The 17,400-nt window shown below is 71.9% G+C and carries 16 protein-coding genes; 5 read left to right on the top strand and 11 right to left on the bottom strand.

Going from position 1 to position 17,400, the window contains the following annotated elements; genetic code table 11:
• Window positions 1-114: 114 nt before the first annotated feature.
• Entirely contained in the window at window positions 115-483 is a 369-nt protein-coding gene (locus tag QCZ28_RS04160; RefSeq protein ID WP_030338263.1) for a DUF3499 domain-containing protein, read from the bottom strand.
• A 153-nt stretch (window positions 484-636) separates the two neighbouring features.
• Here QCZ28_RS04160 and QCZ28_RS04155 point away from each other — a divergent pair, with 153 nt between their 5' ends.
• On the top strand, window positions 637-1,086 hold the full coding sequence (locus QCZ28_RS04155; protein WP_030338265.1) for a metallopeptidase family protein: 450 nt from the start codon (window positions 637-639) through the stop codon (window positions 1,084-1,086).
• 70 nt (window positions 1,087-1,156) lie between these two features.
• Here the strand turns inward: QCZ28_RS04155 and QCZ28_RS04150 are convergent, their stop codons facing one another.
• The 6 genes from QCZ28_RS04150 to QCZ28_RS04125 all read right to left on the bottom strand — a co-directional run bounded on the left by QCZ28_RS04150 (window position 1,157) and on the right by QCZ28_RS04125 (window position 7,897).
• Window positions 1,157-1,414 carry a WhiB family transcriptional regulator gene (locus QCZ28_RS04150; RefSeq protein ID WP_007455784.1) on the bottom strand — a complete coding sequence of 86 codons (258 nt, stop codon included), beginning with the start codon at window positions 1,412-1,414 and terminating at the stop codon, window positions 1,157-1,159.
• A 459-nt stretch (window positions 1,415-1,873) separates the two neighbouring features.
• Window positions 1,874-2,203 (bottom strand): phospholipase, encoded by a 330-nt coding sequence (locus QCZ28_RS04145; protein WP_279515266.1) that lies wholly within the window; start codon window positions 2,201-2,203, stop codon window positions 1,874-1,876.
• Window positions 2,204-2,222: 19 nt separating this feature from the next.
• Window positions 2,223-3,617, bottom strand: a complete 1,395-nt coding sequence (locus tag QCZ28_RS04140) for a DUF4331 domain-containing protein (RefSeq protein WP_279515265.1) — start codon at window positions 3,615-3,617, stop codon at window positions 2,223-2,225.
• A gap of 51 nt (window positions 3,618-3,668) precedes the next feature.
• On the bottom strand, window positions 3,669-3,941 hold the full coding sequence (locus tag QCZ28_RS04135) for a hypothetical protein (RefSeq protein WP_279515264.1): 273 nt from the start codon (window positions 3,939-3,941) through the stop codon (window positions 3,669-3,671).
• 162 nt (window positions 3,942-4,103) lie between these two features.
• Window positions 4,104-6,647: a bifunctional FO biosynthesis protein CofGH gene (locus tag QCZ28_RS04130; RefSeq protein WP_279515263.1), complete on the bottom strand. Its 2,544-nt coding sequence runs from the start codon at window positions 6,645-6,647 to the stop codon at window positions 4,104-4,106.
• A 206-nt stretch (window positions 6,648-6,853) separates the two neighbouring features.
• Window positions 6,854-7,897 carry a hypothetical protein gene (locus QCZ28_RS04125; protein ID WP_279515262.1) on the bottom strand — a complete coding sequence of 348 codons (1,044 nt, stop codon included), beginning with the start codon at window positions 7,895-7,897 and terminating at the stop codon, window positions 6,854-6,856.
• 98 nt (window positions 7,898-7,995) lie between these two features.
• Between QCZ28_RS04125 and cofD the strand changes: the two genes are divergently transcribed.
• Complete coding sequence (gene cofD / locus QCZ28_RS04120; protein ID WP_279515261.1) at window positions 7,996-8,943, top strand: 2-phospho-L-lactate transferase; 948 nt, start codon at window positions 7,996-7,998, stop codon at window positions 8,941-8,943.
• The gene (locus QCZ28_RS04115; protein WP_279515260.1) at window positions 8,940-10,025 is read left to right on the top strand and encodes a coenzyme F420-0:L-glutamate ligase; all 1,086 of its coding nucleotides are present in this window, start codon (window positions 8,940-8,942) and stop codon (window positions 10,023-10,025) included. The genes cofD and QCZ28_RS04115 overlap by 4 nt, the downstream gene beginning before the upstream one ends.
• Before the next feature lie 91 nt (window positions 10,026-10,116).
• On the opposite strand, the gene QCZ28_RS04110 is transcribed toward QCZ28_RS04115, so the two are convergent.
• On the bottom strand, window positions 10,117-11,115 hold the full coding sequence (locus tag QCZ28_RS04110; RefSeq protein ID WP_279515259.1) for a winged helix-turn-helix domain-containing protein: 999 nt from the start codon (window positions 11,113-11,115) through the stop codon (window positions 10,117-10,119).
• Between the two features lie 403 nt (window positions 11,116-11,518).
• On the opposite strand from QCZ28_RS04110, the gene QCZ28_RS04105 reads away from it, so the two are divergent.
• Window positions 11,519-12,136 carry an NUDIX domain-containing protein gene (locus QCZ28_RS04105; protein ID WP_279515258.1) on the top strand — a complete coding sequence of 206 codons (618 nt, stop codon included), beginning with the start codon at window positions 11,519-11,521 and terminating at the stop codon, window positions 12,134-12,136.
• On the opposite strand, the gene QCZ28_RS04100 is transcribed toward QCZ28_RS04105, so the two are convergent.
• Window positions 12,105-13,196, bottom strand: a complete 1,092-nt coding sequence (locus QCZ28_RS04100; protein WP_279515257.1) for a sugar phosphate nucleotidyltransferase — start codon at window positions 13,194-13,196, stop codon at window positions 12,105-12,107. The genes QCZ28_RS04105 and QCZ28_RS04100 overlap by 32 nt on opposite strands.
• Before the next feature lie 63 nt (window positions 13,197-13,259).
• On the bottom strand, window positions 13,260-14,405 hold the full coding sequence (locus tag QCZ28_RS04095; protein WP_030338285.1) for a glycosyltransferase family 1 protein: 1,146 nt from the start codon (window positions 14,403-14,405) through the stop codon (window positions 13,260-13,262).
• A 154-nt stretch (window positions 14,406-14,559) separates the two neighbouring features.
• Between QCZ28_RS04095 and QCZ28_RS04090 the strand changes: the two genes are divergently transcribed.
• Entirely contained in the window at window positions 14,560-15,249 is a 690-nt protein-coding gene (locus QCZ28_RS04090) for a TIGR03089 family protein (RefSeq protein WP_279515256.1), read from the top strand.
• Window positions 15,250-15,330: 81 nt separating this feature from the next.
• Here QCZ28_RS04090 and QCZ28_RS04085 read toward each other — a convergent pair whose 3' ends face one another.
• Window positions 15,331-17,328, bottom strand: a complete 1,998-nt coding sequence (locus tag QCZ28_RS04085) for an acetoacetate--CoA ligase (RefSeq protein ID WP_279515255.1) — start codon at window positions 17,326-17,328, stop codon at window positions 15,331-15,333.
• Window positions 17,329-17,400: the final 72 nt, after the last annotated feature.

Here is a 17,400-nt window from a genome sequence, read left to right as displayed (position 1 = left end):
GTTATTGCCACGACACGCCGAGGCAAGGCGCAATAACTTCATGATCAACGCGGAACGCGGGGCGGCCGGGGGGCGGGGGGCCGGGGGCGGCCGGGAAGGGCCAGGGGCCGGGGGTTAGTGGTTGGGGGGGATTACTCGGAGGTGGCCTCGGCGGCCGGTCTGGTGGGGGTTCTCCGAGTGGTGCTGGTCCGGCTCCGGGGGGCGGGGGGCCGGGCGGGCGGCTTCGCGGACCGCTTCGGCCAACGCGACCAGGTCGTCAGTGGTGGGCGGCGGCGGCTCGAACTCGCCCTCGTGCCGGACGACGTCCCAGCCCCGCGGGGCGGTGAGGCTGCGGGCGTGCGGCTCACACAGGTCGTACGTGTGTGGCTCGGCGAACGCCGCCAGTGGCCCCACCACCGCTGTCGACTCGTTGTAGACATAGGTCAATGTGGCGACCGCTTGCCGGGGGCAGCCGTTACGGGAGCAGCGCCGTGGTGACCTCACGTGCGGCAGGGTATCTCCATTACCGGGTCCGGCGCATCGGTTCGCGTTGCGACACGCCCGTCATGGTGATCACAGTCGACCGTCCTGGGCGCGCCGCGCCACAGGATCGGCGCTGCCGCTGGCCGGCCCGACACGGGCGCTACCCTTTGCCTCATGACGAGCCCGGAACACCGCCGCCCCGGCTCGGGCCGGCGTGCGCATCGGGACCGGCACGGGCGCGGCCTGCGCGGGCGGCTGGTCCCGGCCACCGTGCCGCTGGCGCGGACCAAGGCCGAGGTCTTCGACGACCTGGTTCTGGACACCGTCGAGACGTTGGAGCGTCGGTTCGCCAAGGAGTTGGCGGGTGTCGAGTTCGCGGTCGAGGACGTCCCGCCGGACCTGAACGTCTACGACTCGGATGTGCTGGAAGATGGCGAGGTCCCGCTGGCCCGGCTGCTGCCCGGCCGCCCGGGCCGGCAGGAGATGCCGCCGCGGATCGTGCTGTACCGACGGCCCCTGGAGTTCCGGGCGATGGACCGCGAGGACCTCGCCGATCTCGTCCATGACGTGATCATCGAACAGGTGGCGAACCTGCTCGGGGTGGACCCGGACGAACTCGCCTGAGCCGACCTCCGAGCGGAGAGTCGGGCGGCCCCCACCGCCTCGACCTCACACCGCCCCGACCTCAGACCGGTCAGGCGGCCCGCCGCTTCAACTTGCGCCGCTCCCGCTCGGAGAGCCCACCCCAGATGCCGAACCGCTCGTCGTGACCCAGAGCGTATTCAAGGCACTCGGTCTTGACCTCGCAACGCGAACAGATCCGCTTCGCCTCGCGGGTCGAGCCGCCCTTCTCGGGAAAGAACGCCTCGGGGTCGGTCTGCGAGCACAATGCCCGCTCCTGCCACTCCGGCGCGTTTCCGAGCAGGTCGGCCACCTCAAGCTGGCCGTCCATCAAATGCCTCCTTGTCGCGCACCGGCGTCATCGCCGCTGCAACCCCCCACGCGAAAGGCGTGCTTGTCCGTCCGGTCCCGTTTTGTTGCGTTCCGTGCGAACAACCCCATTCAAATTACACGCGTGTAATGCGTGCGCCGTCAAGCCAAACTTGATAATGGAGTCGCCCTCCCGACACCCTCGGCCGACCCACTCGGGCCGTCCAGCCTCGCAACCTGCCCTATCGATTCAGACCCCGGCCGAGTAACGCCCTCTCCGGCGAGTTGCCCGACTTTTCTCCCGTGGCGCTTCCCCGACGAGTCGCCGGCCGGACGGCACCGGAGACCTCCAACGCTAAGCTGATCTTGGTGGGAGACAGGTTAACGCGACGCGGCACAGACTGCCTGTCGAGCCGCAGACAGCACTCGCGCCCCGTCCATGATGTGGACGGGGCGCGGCGGTAGAACCGATTCGTCGGGATCAGTCAGTTGCACCAAAACCGCTGCTGGGCCAGGCGAACTCAGCTATCTCTCCACCATGGACAGAAATCGTGCCGGCGGACGTGCGGTCGTCCCACCAGACGGTATAGATCCCGCTCGGCAGACCGGGATAGACCGCACTGTGGAACGAGCCGTCCCGGACCCGGCGCTCGCGCACCGCCGAGTGGACCCGCCGGTCGTCGTCGCGACTGATCTCGATCTCCCGTCCCTGCAGATCACGACCCGTGTAGATGATCAGGGCACCGGTGTCGCCGCCCAGATCCAGGACCACACTCCCGGTCTCCGACGGCCCGTACGCGTGCTCGTGCATCCGCCCACCCCCTGCGCGGTCAGGACGCCGCCGACGGGTTGTTGAACCCGTCGTACGGCGTACCCAGGTAGGGGAAGTTCGCGAGGAACGGCGCTGACACATCGGCGGCGCTCAGCCCCGGGGTGACAGCGGCGGCCGCCGCGTCCGGTCGGAACGTCTTGTCCACCAGCGGCACGGTGACCCCGGCGATCGCCCGCAACGCGATGCTGACCACGTCGTCACCGACCCGTCGCCCGTTCGGGAATCCGGCCAGGTCGCCACCGAGCACCCCGAACCGGTCCGGACGCCTGGCCGGCGGGATCGCGGTGTTGAGGCGCAACAGGTCGGCCTGCACGTCGCCGGTGGCGTTGGTGAAGCCGTCGATCAGCCCGGCCGGTACGCCGGTGAGCAGGATCGCCACCAGGTCGGCTCGGGCCTTCTTCGCCTTGGTGAGCTTGTCCAGGTTGGGGAAGACGTCCGGGTAGAGCGCCGGCAGCAACGCGGCCAACTCGGGCTGCTCGACGAACCGCGCGAACCGCTTGTCCTCCGACGGCGGCAGCGAGTTCCACAGGTCCTTCTTGGACATCGGCACGATGACCTCGTTGAACAGGGGATTGCCCAGCCGCGAGACCTGGGTGAACGGGCCGGTGGCGGTGTCCGCGCCACCCCGGTCGCCGAGCACCCGCACCTGCCGGCGCGACGCCGACGTCCACACCCCGATCACCGATGCCGGGTCAGCGGCACCGTAGCGGTTGGCGCGTCGACGCACCCGCTCCAGTGGCACCTGCACCGCGATGCTGTGCACGTTCATCCGGTCGGTGGCGTTGACCGGCTCCCCCTCAGCCTTGAAGATCTTCTTCCCGGCGACGTGCAGCTGCTGGAACGGCCGCAGCGTGCCGAGGTCGAAGATCGCCCCGAGGTCGACGAAGAACCCGTCCGCGCGCTGCCCGGCGAAAACCCGCTCCCCCGTGGAGAGCGAGTACGTGGCCTGCCGCACCAGGTCGGCGTATCTCGGGGTGGACAGCGGGCCGACGTTGCACGGCGGGCACTGCAACTTGTGCGCCAGCCGCTGCTCGCGGCCGTCGGCCACCCGGGTCAGGCTGTAGAACTGCCGCCGGTTCCAGTTCTCGCTGTCCAGCGAGTCGATCGGACCGGTGTTGTAGAGAAAACTGTTCGGGTTGGTGATCTCGGTGGTGAATTCGAACCGGTAGGTGACATCCGGGCGACCGTCGCCGTCGTTGTCGATATGGATCTCGTACCGCACGTCATCGCCGAACTCGAAGAAGTTCGGGCCCCCGGAAGGGAGCTGCAACGGCACGTAGTTGGCGATCAACGTGACCGTGTCGCGTTTGTCGGGGCTGACGAACGCGTAAAGGTCGGAGCTGTCGGCGACCGGATCCTTGGCTATCTCCGGGGCCTCGCGGTGGGAAGACATGACGGACCAACCTCACTGGGCGGGGACTGATGGCGGGGCGGACTGTCGGGGTCAGCGCCGGGCGGCGCGCCGCAGCCGGTCCGCGAGGCCACGGTCGCGTACCTCGATGCGCGTCTCACCGACGAAGATGTCCATCGTTGTGGAGTCGCGCAGGTGCACGACGATCGGTTCGTCGGCTTTCCCGGCCGCGCCCGGTGCGTTCTGCGCGGCCGACAGGCCCGGCACGGTGAGCGCGGCGGCGCCGAGGGTGGCGCTGGCCGCGGCGGTCAACGTCTGCCGGCGGGTCAGTCGCGGCCACTGCCGCTTCCGCTGATCACTGGTCATGGGCAACCTTTCCGGCGGTGGCGCGAACGCGCCCGCGGAGACGGACGGGTCCGACGCCGCCTCGCGACACCGCCGGGCCCCTGAGGGGACACCGGCGGCGGTCCTCGCCGTGACCGCCACCGGCACCGCGTGGTACGGCCGGCGGCGGGGAAAGGTTCGACGTCAGGGCCGGGCGTGACCGTATGCGGTCGTCCGCTTGCGCGCCGGACGTCCGGCGGCCTTCGCGATGGCGCGCAACTGCTCCTCGGTACGCGCCGACCCGTTGTCGGAGCCGGCCATCCGGGAGATCGTCTCCTCCATCAGCGTGCCGCCGAGGTCGTTGCAGCCACCCTGGAGCATCGCGACGGTGCCCTCGTCACCCAGCTTCACCCAGGAGCACTGGATGTTGTCGATCCGGCCGTGCAGCAGCAACCGGGACATGGCGTGCACCACCCGGTTCTCCCGCCAGGTCGGCCCCGGTCGGGCGATACCCGCCAGATAGATCGGAGCATTGGTGTGCACGAACGGCAGCGCCACGAACTCGGTGAACCCGCCGGTACGGTCCTGCACCCCGGTCAGCACCCGGAAGTGCGCCAGCCACTGCCCGGGGTGGTCGACGTGGCCGTACATCATGGTGGAGCTGGACCGGATGCCCAGCTCGTGTGCGGTGCTCACCACGTCGACCCAGGCGGCGGCCGGGAGTTTGCCCTTGGTGAGCACCCAGCGCACGTCGTCGTCGAGGATCTCGGCGGCGGTGCCCGGGATGGTGTCCAGCCCGGCTTCGCGGAGCTGGAGCAGCCACTCGCGGACCGGCACGCCGGCCTTCGCGGCGGCGGTGACGATCTCCATCGGGGAGAACGCGTGCACGTGCATCTCGGGAACCCGGGCCTTGATGGCGCGCACGATGTCGGCGTACCCGGTCACCGGCATCTTCGGATCGATGCCGCCCTGCAGGCACACCTCGCTGGCACCGGCCGCCCACGCCTGCTCGGCCCGGTCCGCGACCTGCTCGACGGAGAGCCGGTAGGCGTCGGCGTCCCGCTCACGCTGGGCGAAGGCACAGAACCGGCAGCCCACGTAGCAGACGTTGCTGAAGTTGATGTTGCGGTTGACCACGTAGGTCACGTCGTCGCCGACCGCGTCCCGGCGCACGTCGTCGGCGAGGCGGCACAACTCGTCCAGCGCCGGCCCGTCCGCCGCGAACAGCGCCAGCGCCGCGTCGGTGTGCGCGGGTTCGATCAGCGCCGCCGGGTCGTCGGCGGCGAGCCGCAGCCCCGCAGCCAGGTCCCGGTCCGCGCCACCGCCGGCCGGTTTCGGGGGTACGGCGACCCGGCGCGCCGCCGCCTCCGGGGTGACCTTGCCGGCGACCTCGGCCCAGTCGCCGTAGACGCTGTCGAAGTCACCCCGCCGGTCATCGGTGCGGCCGGTGGTGTCGATGGTGGCGTGCAGGTCGATCCGGCCGCCGAAGGTCTCCTCCGGCTCCTGCCAGGGTCGGCCCTGCGGCATCGCGGACTCGACGGCCATGCCGGTGGCCGGGTCGGCCAGCGCGCTCACGTGCGGCAGCAGCCTCGGGTCGAGCCACGGGTCGCCCGCGCGCACGTACTCGGGGTAGATCGTCAACCGCTCCCGCAGCGTGAACCCGGCCAGCTCGCTGTGCCGGGCCAGCTCCTCGATCTGCGGCCACGGACGCTCCGGGTTGACGTGGTCCGGGGTGAGCGGCGAGACGCCGCCCCAGTCGTCGATGCCGGCGCGCAGCAGCAGGTCGTACTCGCCGGCGATGAGGTTCGGCGGGGCCTGGATGCGGGCCTTCGGGCCGAGCAGCAACCGCGCCACAGCCACCGTGGCGGCCAGATCGTGCAGCTCCGCGTCGGGCATGCCCCGCATCGCCGTGTCCGGCTTGGCGCGGAAGTTCTGCACGATCACCTCCTGGAGGTGGCCGTACTCCCGGTGGGCGCGACGGATCGCGAAGAGCGCGTCCACCCGCTCGGCCGGGGTCTCCCCGATGCCGATCAGGATGCCGGTGGTGAACGGCACCCCGACCCGGCCCGCGTCGTCAAGGACCCGAAGCCGGACCGCGGGCTCCTTGTCCGGTGACCCGTAGTGCGGGCCGCCCGGCTCGGACCACAGCCGGGTCGCGGTGGTCTCCAGCATCATGCCCATGCTCGGCGCGACCGGCTTGAGCCGCTGCAGCTCCGACCAGGACAGCACCCCCGGGTTGAGGTGCGGCAGCAGGCCGGTTTCCTCCAGCACCGCCACCGCGCAGGCGCGCAGATAGTCCAGGGTCGAGTCGTAACCGCGTTCGTCCAACCAGGTCCGGGCCGCCGGCCACCGTTCCTCCGGCCGGTCACCCAGGGTGAACAACGCCTCCTTGCAGCCCTGCTCGGCACCGGCCCGGGCGATCGCGAGGACCTCGTCCCGGTCCAGGAACGGCGCTGGCAAGCGGTGCGGCACCGTCGCGAACGTGCAGTAGTGGCAGCGGTCCCGGCACAGCCGGGTCAGTGGGATGAAGACCTTTTTGGAGTACGTGACCACACCCGGCCGCCCGGCGTCGCGCAGCCCGGCGTCGCGGATCCCACCGGCCAACCGGAGCAGCTCGTCGAGCGCGGCACCACGAGCGGACAGCAGCGCGGTCGCCTCGTCGACGTCCAGCGCCCGCCCGTTCGCGGCCCGGCCCAGGGCCCGCCGAACGCTCGCATCGCTGGGAACGGACTGGGTGCGATCAACCATCCACTCACCCTATGCGCAGCGCTGCGCCACCCAACCAGTCCCGGCCCGCACCGTGGGAAACGGCACTGAACGATCATGGCGGCGCCTGCCGCGACCGGAGGTGACTGAACCTGCCGGCGGCCGTCCGTCAACCACCCGACCTCGTCGATCAGGGCGGTCACCGCACCCCAGGCCGCTTCGCGCCCCACGCTGCTGATCGGGTGAAGTCAGCGGGGTTGATCCGGGTGGTCGTTGGGCTTGATGTGCTGGGTGCGGTCGGTGTCCGGGTCGGTGGGGTGGGAGATGACCTCGGTAGGGTCGGCCGACTTGCGCGGGATGGCCTGCGTGGGGTCGGCGGACTGGCGCGGAATGGCCTGCGTGGGGTCGGCCGACGGCGGCTGCCCGAACGGGGGCGCGGCCGGGGACGGCGACTGCGGCGCGGCCGGGAACGGCGGTGCCGACTGCGGGTGCTGCGGGGCCGGGAACGGCGGGGCGGACTGCGGGTGCGGCGGGGCCGACTGCGGAGCCTGGAACGGCGGCGACGCCTGGCCGAACTGGCCAGCCTGCGGGTAGCCGGCCGGCTGACCGGCCTCCGGGTAACCGGCCGACTGACCGGCCTGCGGGTAACCGGCCGACTGACCGGCCTGCGGGTAACCACCCGGCTGGCCGGGAGCGGGCCAACCGCCCTGCGGCTGGCCACCGGGCTGACCGGGAGCCGGCCACCCGCCCTGCTGCTGCGGCCAGCCCGGCTGCGGCTGGCCGTAGACGCCCGGCTGCGGCTTGGGTCGCGGCACGTAGTAGTGGGCGCGCCAGATCGTGTAGACCACCCAGGCGGCGATCGCGAAGATCACCATCCAGGCGAACCGGGTGAGCACACCGAGCAGCGCGTCGAGCACCTCGGCCTCGGCCAGCCGGCCCACCGTCCAGATCAGCATGGTCAGCGTGCCGAACAGGGCGCTGACCGCGTACTCGATCAGGGCTGCCTGGGTGATCAGCTTCGCCTTCGCCAGCACCGGCGAGATGTGCGTGGCCAGCAGCACCGCCAGCACTGGGAGAGCCACCGCCTCCACCCCGACGAACGCGTAGAAGGCGCTGCCCGCCCGGTCGGTGAAGGAGCTGTAGTCGTTCGGGGCGACCAACCGGAGCAGGCCCACGAAGAGGAACACGGCGTTGGCGCCGAGCAGCGCGAGCGCGGCGAGCTCACGCAGTGGCTTGGTCAGCTGGCGGGCCTGTGTCGCGTCAGCGGACGCGGGCTCGGTGGGGCTGGTCACGAGCTCCCCCTCGGGGCAGGAACGGACAGGGCGCACGTGAGCCTAGTCTCGCGGGCCACCGACGGATCGCAGGCGTCACGTGCGCGAGGATGGTCGACATGCGCATCGTGGTTCTGGCCGGCGGCATCGGCGGCGCCCGGTTCCTGCTCGGGGTCCGGGCGTACGCCCGTGACGTCGGCGCGGAGGTGACCGCCGTGGTCAACGTCGGCGACGACCTGTGGTTACACGGGTTGAAGATCTGCCCCGACCTGGACAGCGTTATGTACACGCTCGGCGGGGGTGCCGACCCGGAGCGGGGTTGGGGTCGGGTCGGCGAGAGTTGGACGGTCAAGCAGGAGCTGGCCGCGTACGGGGCACAGCCGACCTGGTTCGGCCTCGGCGACAAGGACATCGCCACCCACCTCGTCCGCAGCACGATGCTCAACGGCGGTTACCCGTTGAGCGCGGTCACCGAGGCGCTGGCCAGTCGCTGGGAGCCGGGCGTGCGCCTGTTGCCGGCGACGGACGACCGGCTGGAGACCCACGCCGTGGTGGAGGACGACCAGGGGCAGCGGGCGATCCACTTCCAGGAGTGGTGGGTGCGGTACCGGGCCGACATCCAGACTCACCGTTTCGTGTTCGTCGGCGCGGAGACGGCGAAGCCGGCACCCGGGGTGCTGGACGCGATCGCCTCGGCCGATGTGGTGTTGATCGCACCCAGCAACCCGGTGGTGAGCGTCGCTCCGGTGCTGGCCGTACCGGGGCTGCGGGAGGCCGTGGCGGGCGGCCCGGCACCGGTGGTGGGCGTCTCCCCGATCATCGGCGGCGCGCCGGTGCGGGGGATGGCCGACCGTTGTCTGGCAGTGCTCGGTGTCGAGTGCAGCGCGGCGGGGGTGGGTCGCCTCTACGGCGGCCGGGCCAGCGGCGGCCTGCTCGACGGTTGGCTGGTGGCCGAGGAGGACGCGGGCACTGTGGTGCCCGAGGTGACGGTCCGCGCGGTGCCGCTACGGATGACCGACGAGGCGGCGACGGCGGCCATGGTCCGCGCCGCGGTGGAGTTGACGTGAGGTTGGAGATTCTGCCGGTGCTCGGCATCGGCCACGTGACCGAGGGCGACGACCTGGCCGCGGTGATCGCGACCGCCGCGCCGTGGCTGCGCAACGGCGATGTGCTGGTGGTCACCAGCAAGATCGTTTCCAAGGCGGAGGGGCGGCTGGTCGACGTGCCGGCGGACGGGCCGGAACGGCTGGCCGCCCGGGACGAGGTTCTGGCCGGTGAGACCGCCCGGGTGGTGGCCAGTCGGGGGGCGACCCGGATCGTGCAGACCCACCACGGCTTCGTGATGGCCTCGGCGGGGATCGACGCGTCGAACGTGGACAAGACCCGGCTGGTGCTGTTGCCGGTCGACCCGGACGCTTCGGCGCGGGCCCTGCGGGACGCGTTGCGGGAGCGCTACGACCTGGACCTGGCGGTGATCATCAGCGACACGATGGGTCGGCCCTGGCGCAACGGGCTCACCGACGTGGCGCTCGGGGTGGCCGGGATGCCGGCCATCCGTGATCACCGGGGCGAGGTCGACCCGTACGGCAACGAGTTGCAGTTGACCCAGATGGCCGTGGTGGACGAGCTGGCGGGCGCCGGCGAGCTGATCAAGGGTAAGTGTGATCAGGTCCCGGTCGCGGTGGTGCGGGGCTACCTGCCCGCCACCGAGGCGGACGACGCCGGTGGCGCGCGGGCGCTGATCCGCGACGCGGCACAGGACCTGTTCTCGCTCGGCACCGCCGAGGCCCGCGCCGCCGGGCTGGCCGACGCCGCCACCCTCGCCGATGGTCCCGGTCCGCTGCCAGCCGACCTGACCGCGGTGCGACGGGCCATCGACGCGGTCGCCGGGGTGGTCGCCCCCGGCACGGTCTTCACCGTGATCGACGAGGCCGAGGTACGCGCTGGTCTGGTCGCCGAGATGCCCGGGTGGCCGGAGGGCGCGGCCCTCCTGCTCGGCTCGGCCCCGACCCCCGTCGAGCCGATGGGTCTGGTCCGCTTCGGCGCCGACCTGCACCGACTGCGCGTCGCCCTGGCCGCCGAGGGCGTCGGGTCGACGATGTTGCCGCCACCTCCCGGCAGCCCGGCGAGCGCGGCCCTCGCCCTGTAGCCGGCGGGGCGACCCTCGCCCGATAGCCCGGCGAGCGCGGCCTGCGCACTGCGGTGCCGGCGAATGCCTCAGCCGGCGGGAGACGGCCGGGTCACGCGTCCAGCATGGCCCGGCCCAGCGGGGTCAGCGTGTGCAGCACGCTGTTGCGTTCCCGGTGGCTGACCAGCAGGCCAGCGTTGCGCAGCACAGTGGCGTGCTGGCTCGCCGCGGCCGGTGAGATGTTGAGCTGGCGGGCGACCTCGCCGGTGGTGCAGCCTTCGTCGCTGGCCTGCAACACCGCCGCCCTGGTGCGGCCCAGCAGCGCGGCGAGTGACTCGCGGCCGGCACCGGGCGCGAACGCACCGTTGGCGTCGGCCGTCACCAGCCCGCCCAGCCGGTCCACCTGATAGACCAGCACCGGTGGCAGTGCCGGGTCGAGCAGTGCGACCGGGATGGCCGCGCAGAAGAACGAGGGCACGAGCAGCAGCCCGCGGCCGTCCAGGTGCAGTTCCCGGCTGTGCGGGTAGCTGCGGATCTCCAGCACGCCACTGTCCCAGCGCATCGCCGGCCGGAAACTGGTGAGCAGGCCCTCGACTCCGCCGTCGAGCAGCGCCCGGGCCCGTCGCGCGCGGTCCGCCGCCACCGCGGCCTGGATCCGACTCCAGTACGGGCTGATCGCCAGTGACCGGTACTGCTGCATCGACTCGGCCAGGTGGTGCAGCGCCGACACCTCACCCCGGGCCAGCGCGGTCGCCGAGGAGGGCAGCTGGTTCTCGGTGGCCAGCACACTCAGGTCCCGGTGCAGCATCTCGACGGGTGTACGGCGCAGCGCGTCCAGCCCGGCCTCGAAGCCCTCCACGCTGGCGTACGGGGTGAGGAAGTCGGGGAAGTAACCGCGCGGCGGGTTCAGCGCGAAGAGCAGGCTGAGCTGCTCGGAGGCGGCGTCCTGGCGCAGCGCCCACGACACGCTGCGCCGCCAGTTGGCCGTCAGCGGATCGCGGGTGCGGCCGCGCAGCACGTGCAGGCTGAGGACCAGTTCCCAGACCGGGTCCGCCGCCGGCGCCACCCGGGTCCGGAGGATGTCCTCCCCAGAAAAGTGGATCTTCAGCATGGAGCGCTCCCGTGTCGCCGGCAGGGGGATGCCGGATGACCGTTCGACTCTACCTGGACGGCAGTAATCTCCATCTTTAAGCCTGGACTGAAAAACCTCGACGCCCACAGGGCCGGTTCGGCATGCTTCCACTGCCCGAACATGGCGCCGCGCGTCCTGGACGCCCGCGCTGCCGAGGCACCGGGACCGGGGAGGCCCCGGTGATCGGACGGCACCACGAGGGTCTGCGGCCTTTCTCCGCAGAGGTGCCGTCCGGTCATCCCACCCCCACGCCGGCCCAGTCGCCACCGCGCGCGACCGATGGTTCTCATCCGCGCCGTGGGATCAACCGGCCACCACGAATTCGACGCGTCGCGGGGTCACCGAAGCCGGCCAACCGGGTGGACGCTCGTACAGTGGCGTGGTGCCCGACACCGTGATCACCGGCCCGACCACTCAACCGACCAACCCCGAGGCGTACGCGGCGCTGCACGCCGACGCCACCGCGCTGCTTGAGGGCTGGCAGCCGACCAGCCCGGACGCGGCCGGCGCGCGGGACCGGACCCTCGCCCTGCTCGCCGCCGGGCCGATCGCCATGAGCCGGCAGCACCGTCCGGGGCACATCACCGCCAGTGCGCTGGTGCTGGACGCCACCGGCTCCCGGGTGCTGCTCTGCCTGCACGGCAAGTTCGGGCGGTGGGTGCAGCTCGGCGGGCACTGCGAGCCGACCGACGAGACCCTGGTCGCCGCGGCCCTGCGCGAGGCCACCGAGGAGTCCGGGATCGCCGACCTGCGCATCGACCCGGTGCCGATCGACGTGGACGTGCACCAGGTGCAGTGTCAGGGCGGCTCGGCACACTACGACGTCCGGTTCGCCGTGCTCGCCCCACCCTCGGCGGTCGAGCAGGTCAGCGACGAGGCCGAGGCGCTGGGCTGGTTCCCGACGGACCAGCTGCCCGAGCCGTTGGCCGGCGGGACCGTGCAGCTGGTCGCGCCGGCCCTCGCGGCCCTCAGACGTAGCCCTCTTCGCCTCGCTCCTTGAGCTCGTCGACCAGGGCCTTGACGTCCTGCGCCCGGTCGCGCGGGCAGACGAGCACCGCGTCGGGGGTGTCCACCACGATCAGGTCGTGCAGTCCGAGGACGGCCACCAGCCGGCCCGACTGCGGCACGACCACGAGGTTGGTGCTGTCCCGCAGGAGCACGCCCGGCTTGGCTTCCGTGCCGAGCACCACGTTGTTCGTCTCGTCGGCCGGCAACACGTCGCCCAGGGTGTGGAAGTCACCGACGTCGTTCCAGCCGAAGTCGCCCGGCACCGTCGCGACCCGACCGGCAGTGGCCGCGCCCTCCATCACCGCGTAGTCGACGGAGATCTTCGGCAACGTCGGCCAGATCGCGCCCAGGACGTCGTCCTGCTCCGGTGTGCCCCAGGCGGCGGCGATCGCGGCGACGCCCGCGTGCAGCGCCGGCTGCTGGCGGGCCAGCTCGGAGAGGAAGACGTCCACCCGCCACACGAACATGCTCGCGTTCCACAGGTGCCGGCCCGAACGGACGTACGCCTCGGCGACCTCGGCGGCCGGCTTCTCCTTGAACTCGGTCACCGGCCGCCACGGCACACCGTCGGTCGGGTCGCCGGTCTCCAGGTAGCCGTAGCCGGTCTCCGCGCGGGTCGGGGTGATCCCGACGGTCATCAACATGCCCTGCTCGGCCCCGTGGACCGCCTCCTGGACCGTGCAGACCCAGCTGTCCGGGTCGCGGATCAGGTGGTCGGCCGCGAAGCTGCCCATCACCGCGTTCGGGTCGCGCGTCGCGATCACCGCGGCGGCCAACGCGATCGCCGCGCAGGAATCCCGAGGAGAGGGCTCGACCAGGATGTTCTCCTCCGGCAGAACGGTCAGCTGCCGTGCCACCGCCGTGACGTGCGCGGCGCCGGTGACCACAAGGGTCCGATCCGGTGTGGTCAGCGGCGCGAGCCGTTGCACTGTCGCCTGGAGCAGCGAGGCGCTGGTGCCAGTGAGCGGGTGGAGGAACTTGGGATGGCCGGCACGGGACAACGGCCACAACCTTGTGCCGCTGCCACCTGCCGGAATGACCGCATAGAGCATCCGCACATCATGCACGACGTACCTACCCAAAGTGGCCCGGGTCACCAGCAGTGGCGCGGCGGGTCAGGAGCGGGCGCGGCTCCACGCGGCGATGTGCACCTCGGCGCTGGACTCCCAGGTGAATTCCTTGGCCCGGTCGACCCCCGCCTTCGCCAGCGACAACCGCCGCTGCTCGTCGTCGAGCAGAGCGGCCAGGTCGATGCCGATCTGCTCCGGATCCTCCGAGGTGTACGCGACCGCGTCGCCGCCCACCTCGGGCAGTGAGAGCCGGGGCGTGGTCAGCACCGGGGCGGCGCACGCCATCGCCTCCAGGATCGGCAGCCCGAACCCCTCGCCGTAGGACGGGTATGCGGCGACCAGCGCGCCACCGAGGAAACCCGGCAGGTCGGCGTAGCGCAGGTAGCCGGGACGCAGCAGACGCAGGTGCGACGGCACCTCGGCCACCGCCCGGTCGATGTCGTCGTCGTGCCCCTGCCCACCGGCGATCACCAGGGCCGGCGGGTCGACCCGGTCAGCCACCGCCCGCGCCCACCCGCGGATCAGGTTGGGCACGTTCTTGCGTGGCTCCTTGGCACCGAGGAACGCGACGTAGCTGCTGTTGCCCAACCCCAGACGGGCGCGGACGCGGGCCTTCTCCTCCTCGGTGGGAGCGTGGAAGGCCGCCTGGTCGACACCGTGGTAGGCCACGTCGATCCGCGTCGGGTCGGCGTCGAGCAGCCGGATCAGCTCGTCGCGGGTGGCCTTGCTGGGCACGATCACCCGGTCGGCGCGGCGCAGCGAGGTCTTGATGGCGCTGCGGAAGAACGTGCGGCGCGACTTGTCGTAATGCTCCGGCTCGGTGAAGAACGTCGCGTCGTGCACGGTGACCGTGACCGGACACCCGGCCCGCAGCGGGCAGGTGTAGAAGGGCGAGTGCAGCACGTGTGCGCCCACCTGCTGGGCGAGCAGCGGCAGGCCGGTCTGCTCCCAGGCCAGCCGGGCCGGACGGTGCGCGACGGCGGCCGGGGCGGGGATGATCTCCGCGCCGGGCAGCATGCGGGTGTAGCGCTCCAGGTCGGTGCGGAGACTGACCACCGCCAGTTCCACCCCCGACCCGCACACCTTGCCGAGGGCACCGAGCAGACCGTCGACGTATCGACCGACACCACCACGGTCGGCGGGGACACTCGTGGCGTCGATGAGCACGCGGGGCGGGCGACCGGCGGTCACGGGGCGACTCCTTGTACTGGCGGGTCTGTGGGGAACAACACTCCGGGGGTCAAGCCTACGCCGGGGCGCGGGGCCGACGCTGACTGCGACCCGACGGTACGCCGACTTGTCATCGTCATTGAGTACGGCCCGCACTGGCGTATCGTTCGCGCCGATGGCCGACAACATTGCCCGGGTGTTCGCCGACGCGATCGCGACCGACCCGACCCGACCGCTGCTCACCTGGTACGACGACGCCACCGGCGACCGCACCGAACTCTCCGGCGCCACGCTGGCGAACTGGGTGGCGAAGACCGCCAACCTTCTCGTCGACGAGGTGGGCCTCGCGCCGGGCACCCCGGCCGGTGTGCTGCTGCCGCCACACTGGCAGACCGCTGCGGTGCTGCTGGGCTGCTGGTCGGCCAAGCTGAGCGTGGTCGACACACCGGGCGACGTGGGCGTGCTCTTCGCCGCCGTGGACCAGTTCGACGAGGCGCAGTCGTGGTCGGCCGACGAGCGGTACGCCCTCGGGCTGGCCCCGCTCGCCGCCCCGCTGCGGCAGGTGCCGCCCGGGTTCGCCGACTACGTCGTCGAGGTACGCGGACACGGCGACCACTTCACGCCGCAGTCCGGTCCGGGCCCCACCGACGCGCACCTGCTGAGCCGGGCCGAGGCCCGCGCCACCGAATTGGGCATCGAGCCCGGCGCGCGGGTCCTCGTGGACGCCACCCGCCATCCCGATCCGGTCGACTGGCTGCTGGCCCCCCTGACCCGCGCCGCCACCGTTGTCCTCTGCGCCAACCCGGACCCGGCCCGCCTGGCCTCCCGCCTGACAGCGGAAAAAGTCACCCACCCCCTCCCCTGACCCCCCGCCCCACCCCCACCCGACCCCGCGCCCCCATCCCTGCCCGGTCGCCTGAGGGGGCAGGGCGGGGGTGGGGGCGGGTCAGGCTTTGGGGCGGCGTTGGGCCAGGGCGGCGAAGGCGGTCAACGACTCGGGGTTGACCAGGGCGCCCTTGGCCGCCGCCTGGTCGACAGGGGTGCCGGTGAGGATCTTCTTGACCGGCACCTCCAGCTTCTTCGCCGAGAGGGTCCGGGGCACCGACCGCACCTGGTGGATCTCGTCGGGCACGTGTCGGGGTGAGAGCGCCGTCCGCAGCTCACGGCAGATCTTCGTGCGCATCGGGTCGTCCAACTCCAGACCGTCGGCCAGCACCACGAAGAGCAGCAGCTCACCGGCGCCGCCCTCATCGTCCTCCAGGTGCACGACGACCGAGTCGAGCACCTCGTCGAGCCCCTCGACCACGGAGTAGAACTCGGCGGTGCCGAGCCGGACCCCACCGCGGTTGAGGGTGGCGTCGGAACGCCCGGTGATCACACACCCACCCCGCTCGTTGATGGTGATCCAGTCGCCGTGCCGCCAGACGCCCGGGTAGACGTCGAAGTACGCCTCGGCGTAGCGGGTGCCGTCAGTGTCGTTCCAGAAGCCCACCGGCATGCTCGGCATCGGTTCGGTGATCACCAGCTCGCCGAGTTCGCCGATGACCGGCGTGCCGTCGGCGGAACGGGCCTCCACCTTGGCGCCCAACGCCCGGCAGGCGATCTCACCGGCGTACACCGGCAGCAGCGGCACCCCGCCGACGAAACCCGTGCACACGTCGGTGCCGCCGGAGAGCGACTGGAGCTGCAGGTGGTCGCCCACGGTCTCGTACACCCAGCGGAAGCCCTCGGCGGGCAGCGGCGCGCCCGTGGAACCCACCCCGCGTACCGCCGACAGGTCGGCGACGTCACGGGGGACCAACCCGGCCTTGCGGCAGGCCAGCAGGTACGGCGCGGACGTGCCGAAGTACGTGGTGCCAGTCTCCGCCGCCATCCGCCACAGCGCGCCGAGGTCGGGCTCAGCTGGCTGACCGGGTTCCGCGCGGACCGCCGGGTTGCCGTCGAAGAGCACGATGCTCGCGCCCACCGCCGGCCCGGAGACCAGGAAGTTCCACATCATCCACCCGGTGGTGGTGAACCAGAAGAACCGGTCGGCCGGGCCCAGGTCGTGGTGCAGGGCGAGCATCTTCAGGTGCTCCAGCAGGATGCCGCCGTGGCCGTGCACGATCGGCTTCGGCAACCCGGTGGTGCCCGAGGAGTAGAGCACGTAGAGCGGGTGGTCGAACGGCACCGGCGTGAACGTCAAGGGCTCGTCCACGGGCGCGGCCAGCTCGGCCCAGCTCAGCGCGCCCTCGGGCGCGGGGCCGGCCGGGTCGAGGTAGCCGATGCTGACGGTGTGCCGCAGTGACGGCAGGGCGGCCCGGATCGCGGCCACCTCGGCGCGGCGGTCCACCGGCTTGTCGCCGTACCGGTAGCCGTCCACGGCGACCAGCACCGTCGGTTCGATCTGCTGCCAGCGGTCGGTGACGCTGCGGGTGCCGAACTCGGGGGCGCAGGACGAGAAGATGGCGCCCAGGCTGGCGGTGGCCAGCAGCAGGACGTACGTCTCGCCGATGTTCGGGGCGTACGCCGCCACCCGGTCACCGGCGGTGACGCCGAGCCGGCGCAGCCCGGCCGACACCCGGCGGACCTGCTCGCGCAGTTCCCCGGCGGTCAGCGTGACCGGCGGGCGCGTCTGCCCGTGGGAGATCACCATCGGGTCGTCGTCGCCCCGACCCGGCATCCGCAGCACGTTCTCTGCGTAGTTGAGCGTGGCGCCGGGGAACCACCGGGCGCCCGGCATCACCCGCTGCGCCAGGGTCGCGGTCGGCGGGGTGTGCGCGATCACCTCGAAGTGGTCCCAGATCGAGCGCCAGAACCCGTCCAGATCGGTGGTGGACCAGCGCCACAACGCGTCGTAGTCGGCGAAGTCCAACCCGCGGTGCTCCCGCAGCCAGCGCAGGTAGGCGCCGATCCGGGACCGCTCGCGTACGTCCGCCGGCGGCGCCCACAGCATGTCACCCACTGGTCCACCCTCCCCCTGGCCCGACACGACACTGTGACTGGGCCGTGGCGCCATCTTGCCCTACCTCGAAGC

The organism is Micromonospora sp. DH14 (assembly GCF_029809455.1).
Taxonomy (GTDB): domain Bacteria; phylum Actinomycetota; class Actinomycetes; order Mycobacteriales; family Micromonosporaceae; genus Micromonospora; species Micromonospora parva.
The sequence above is the reverse complement of the archived record's forward strand: the minus strand, read 5'-3'. Positions and strand labels throughout refer to the sequence as shown.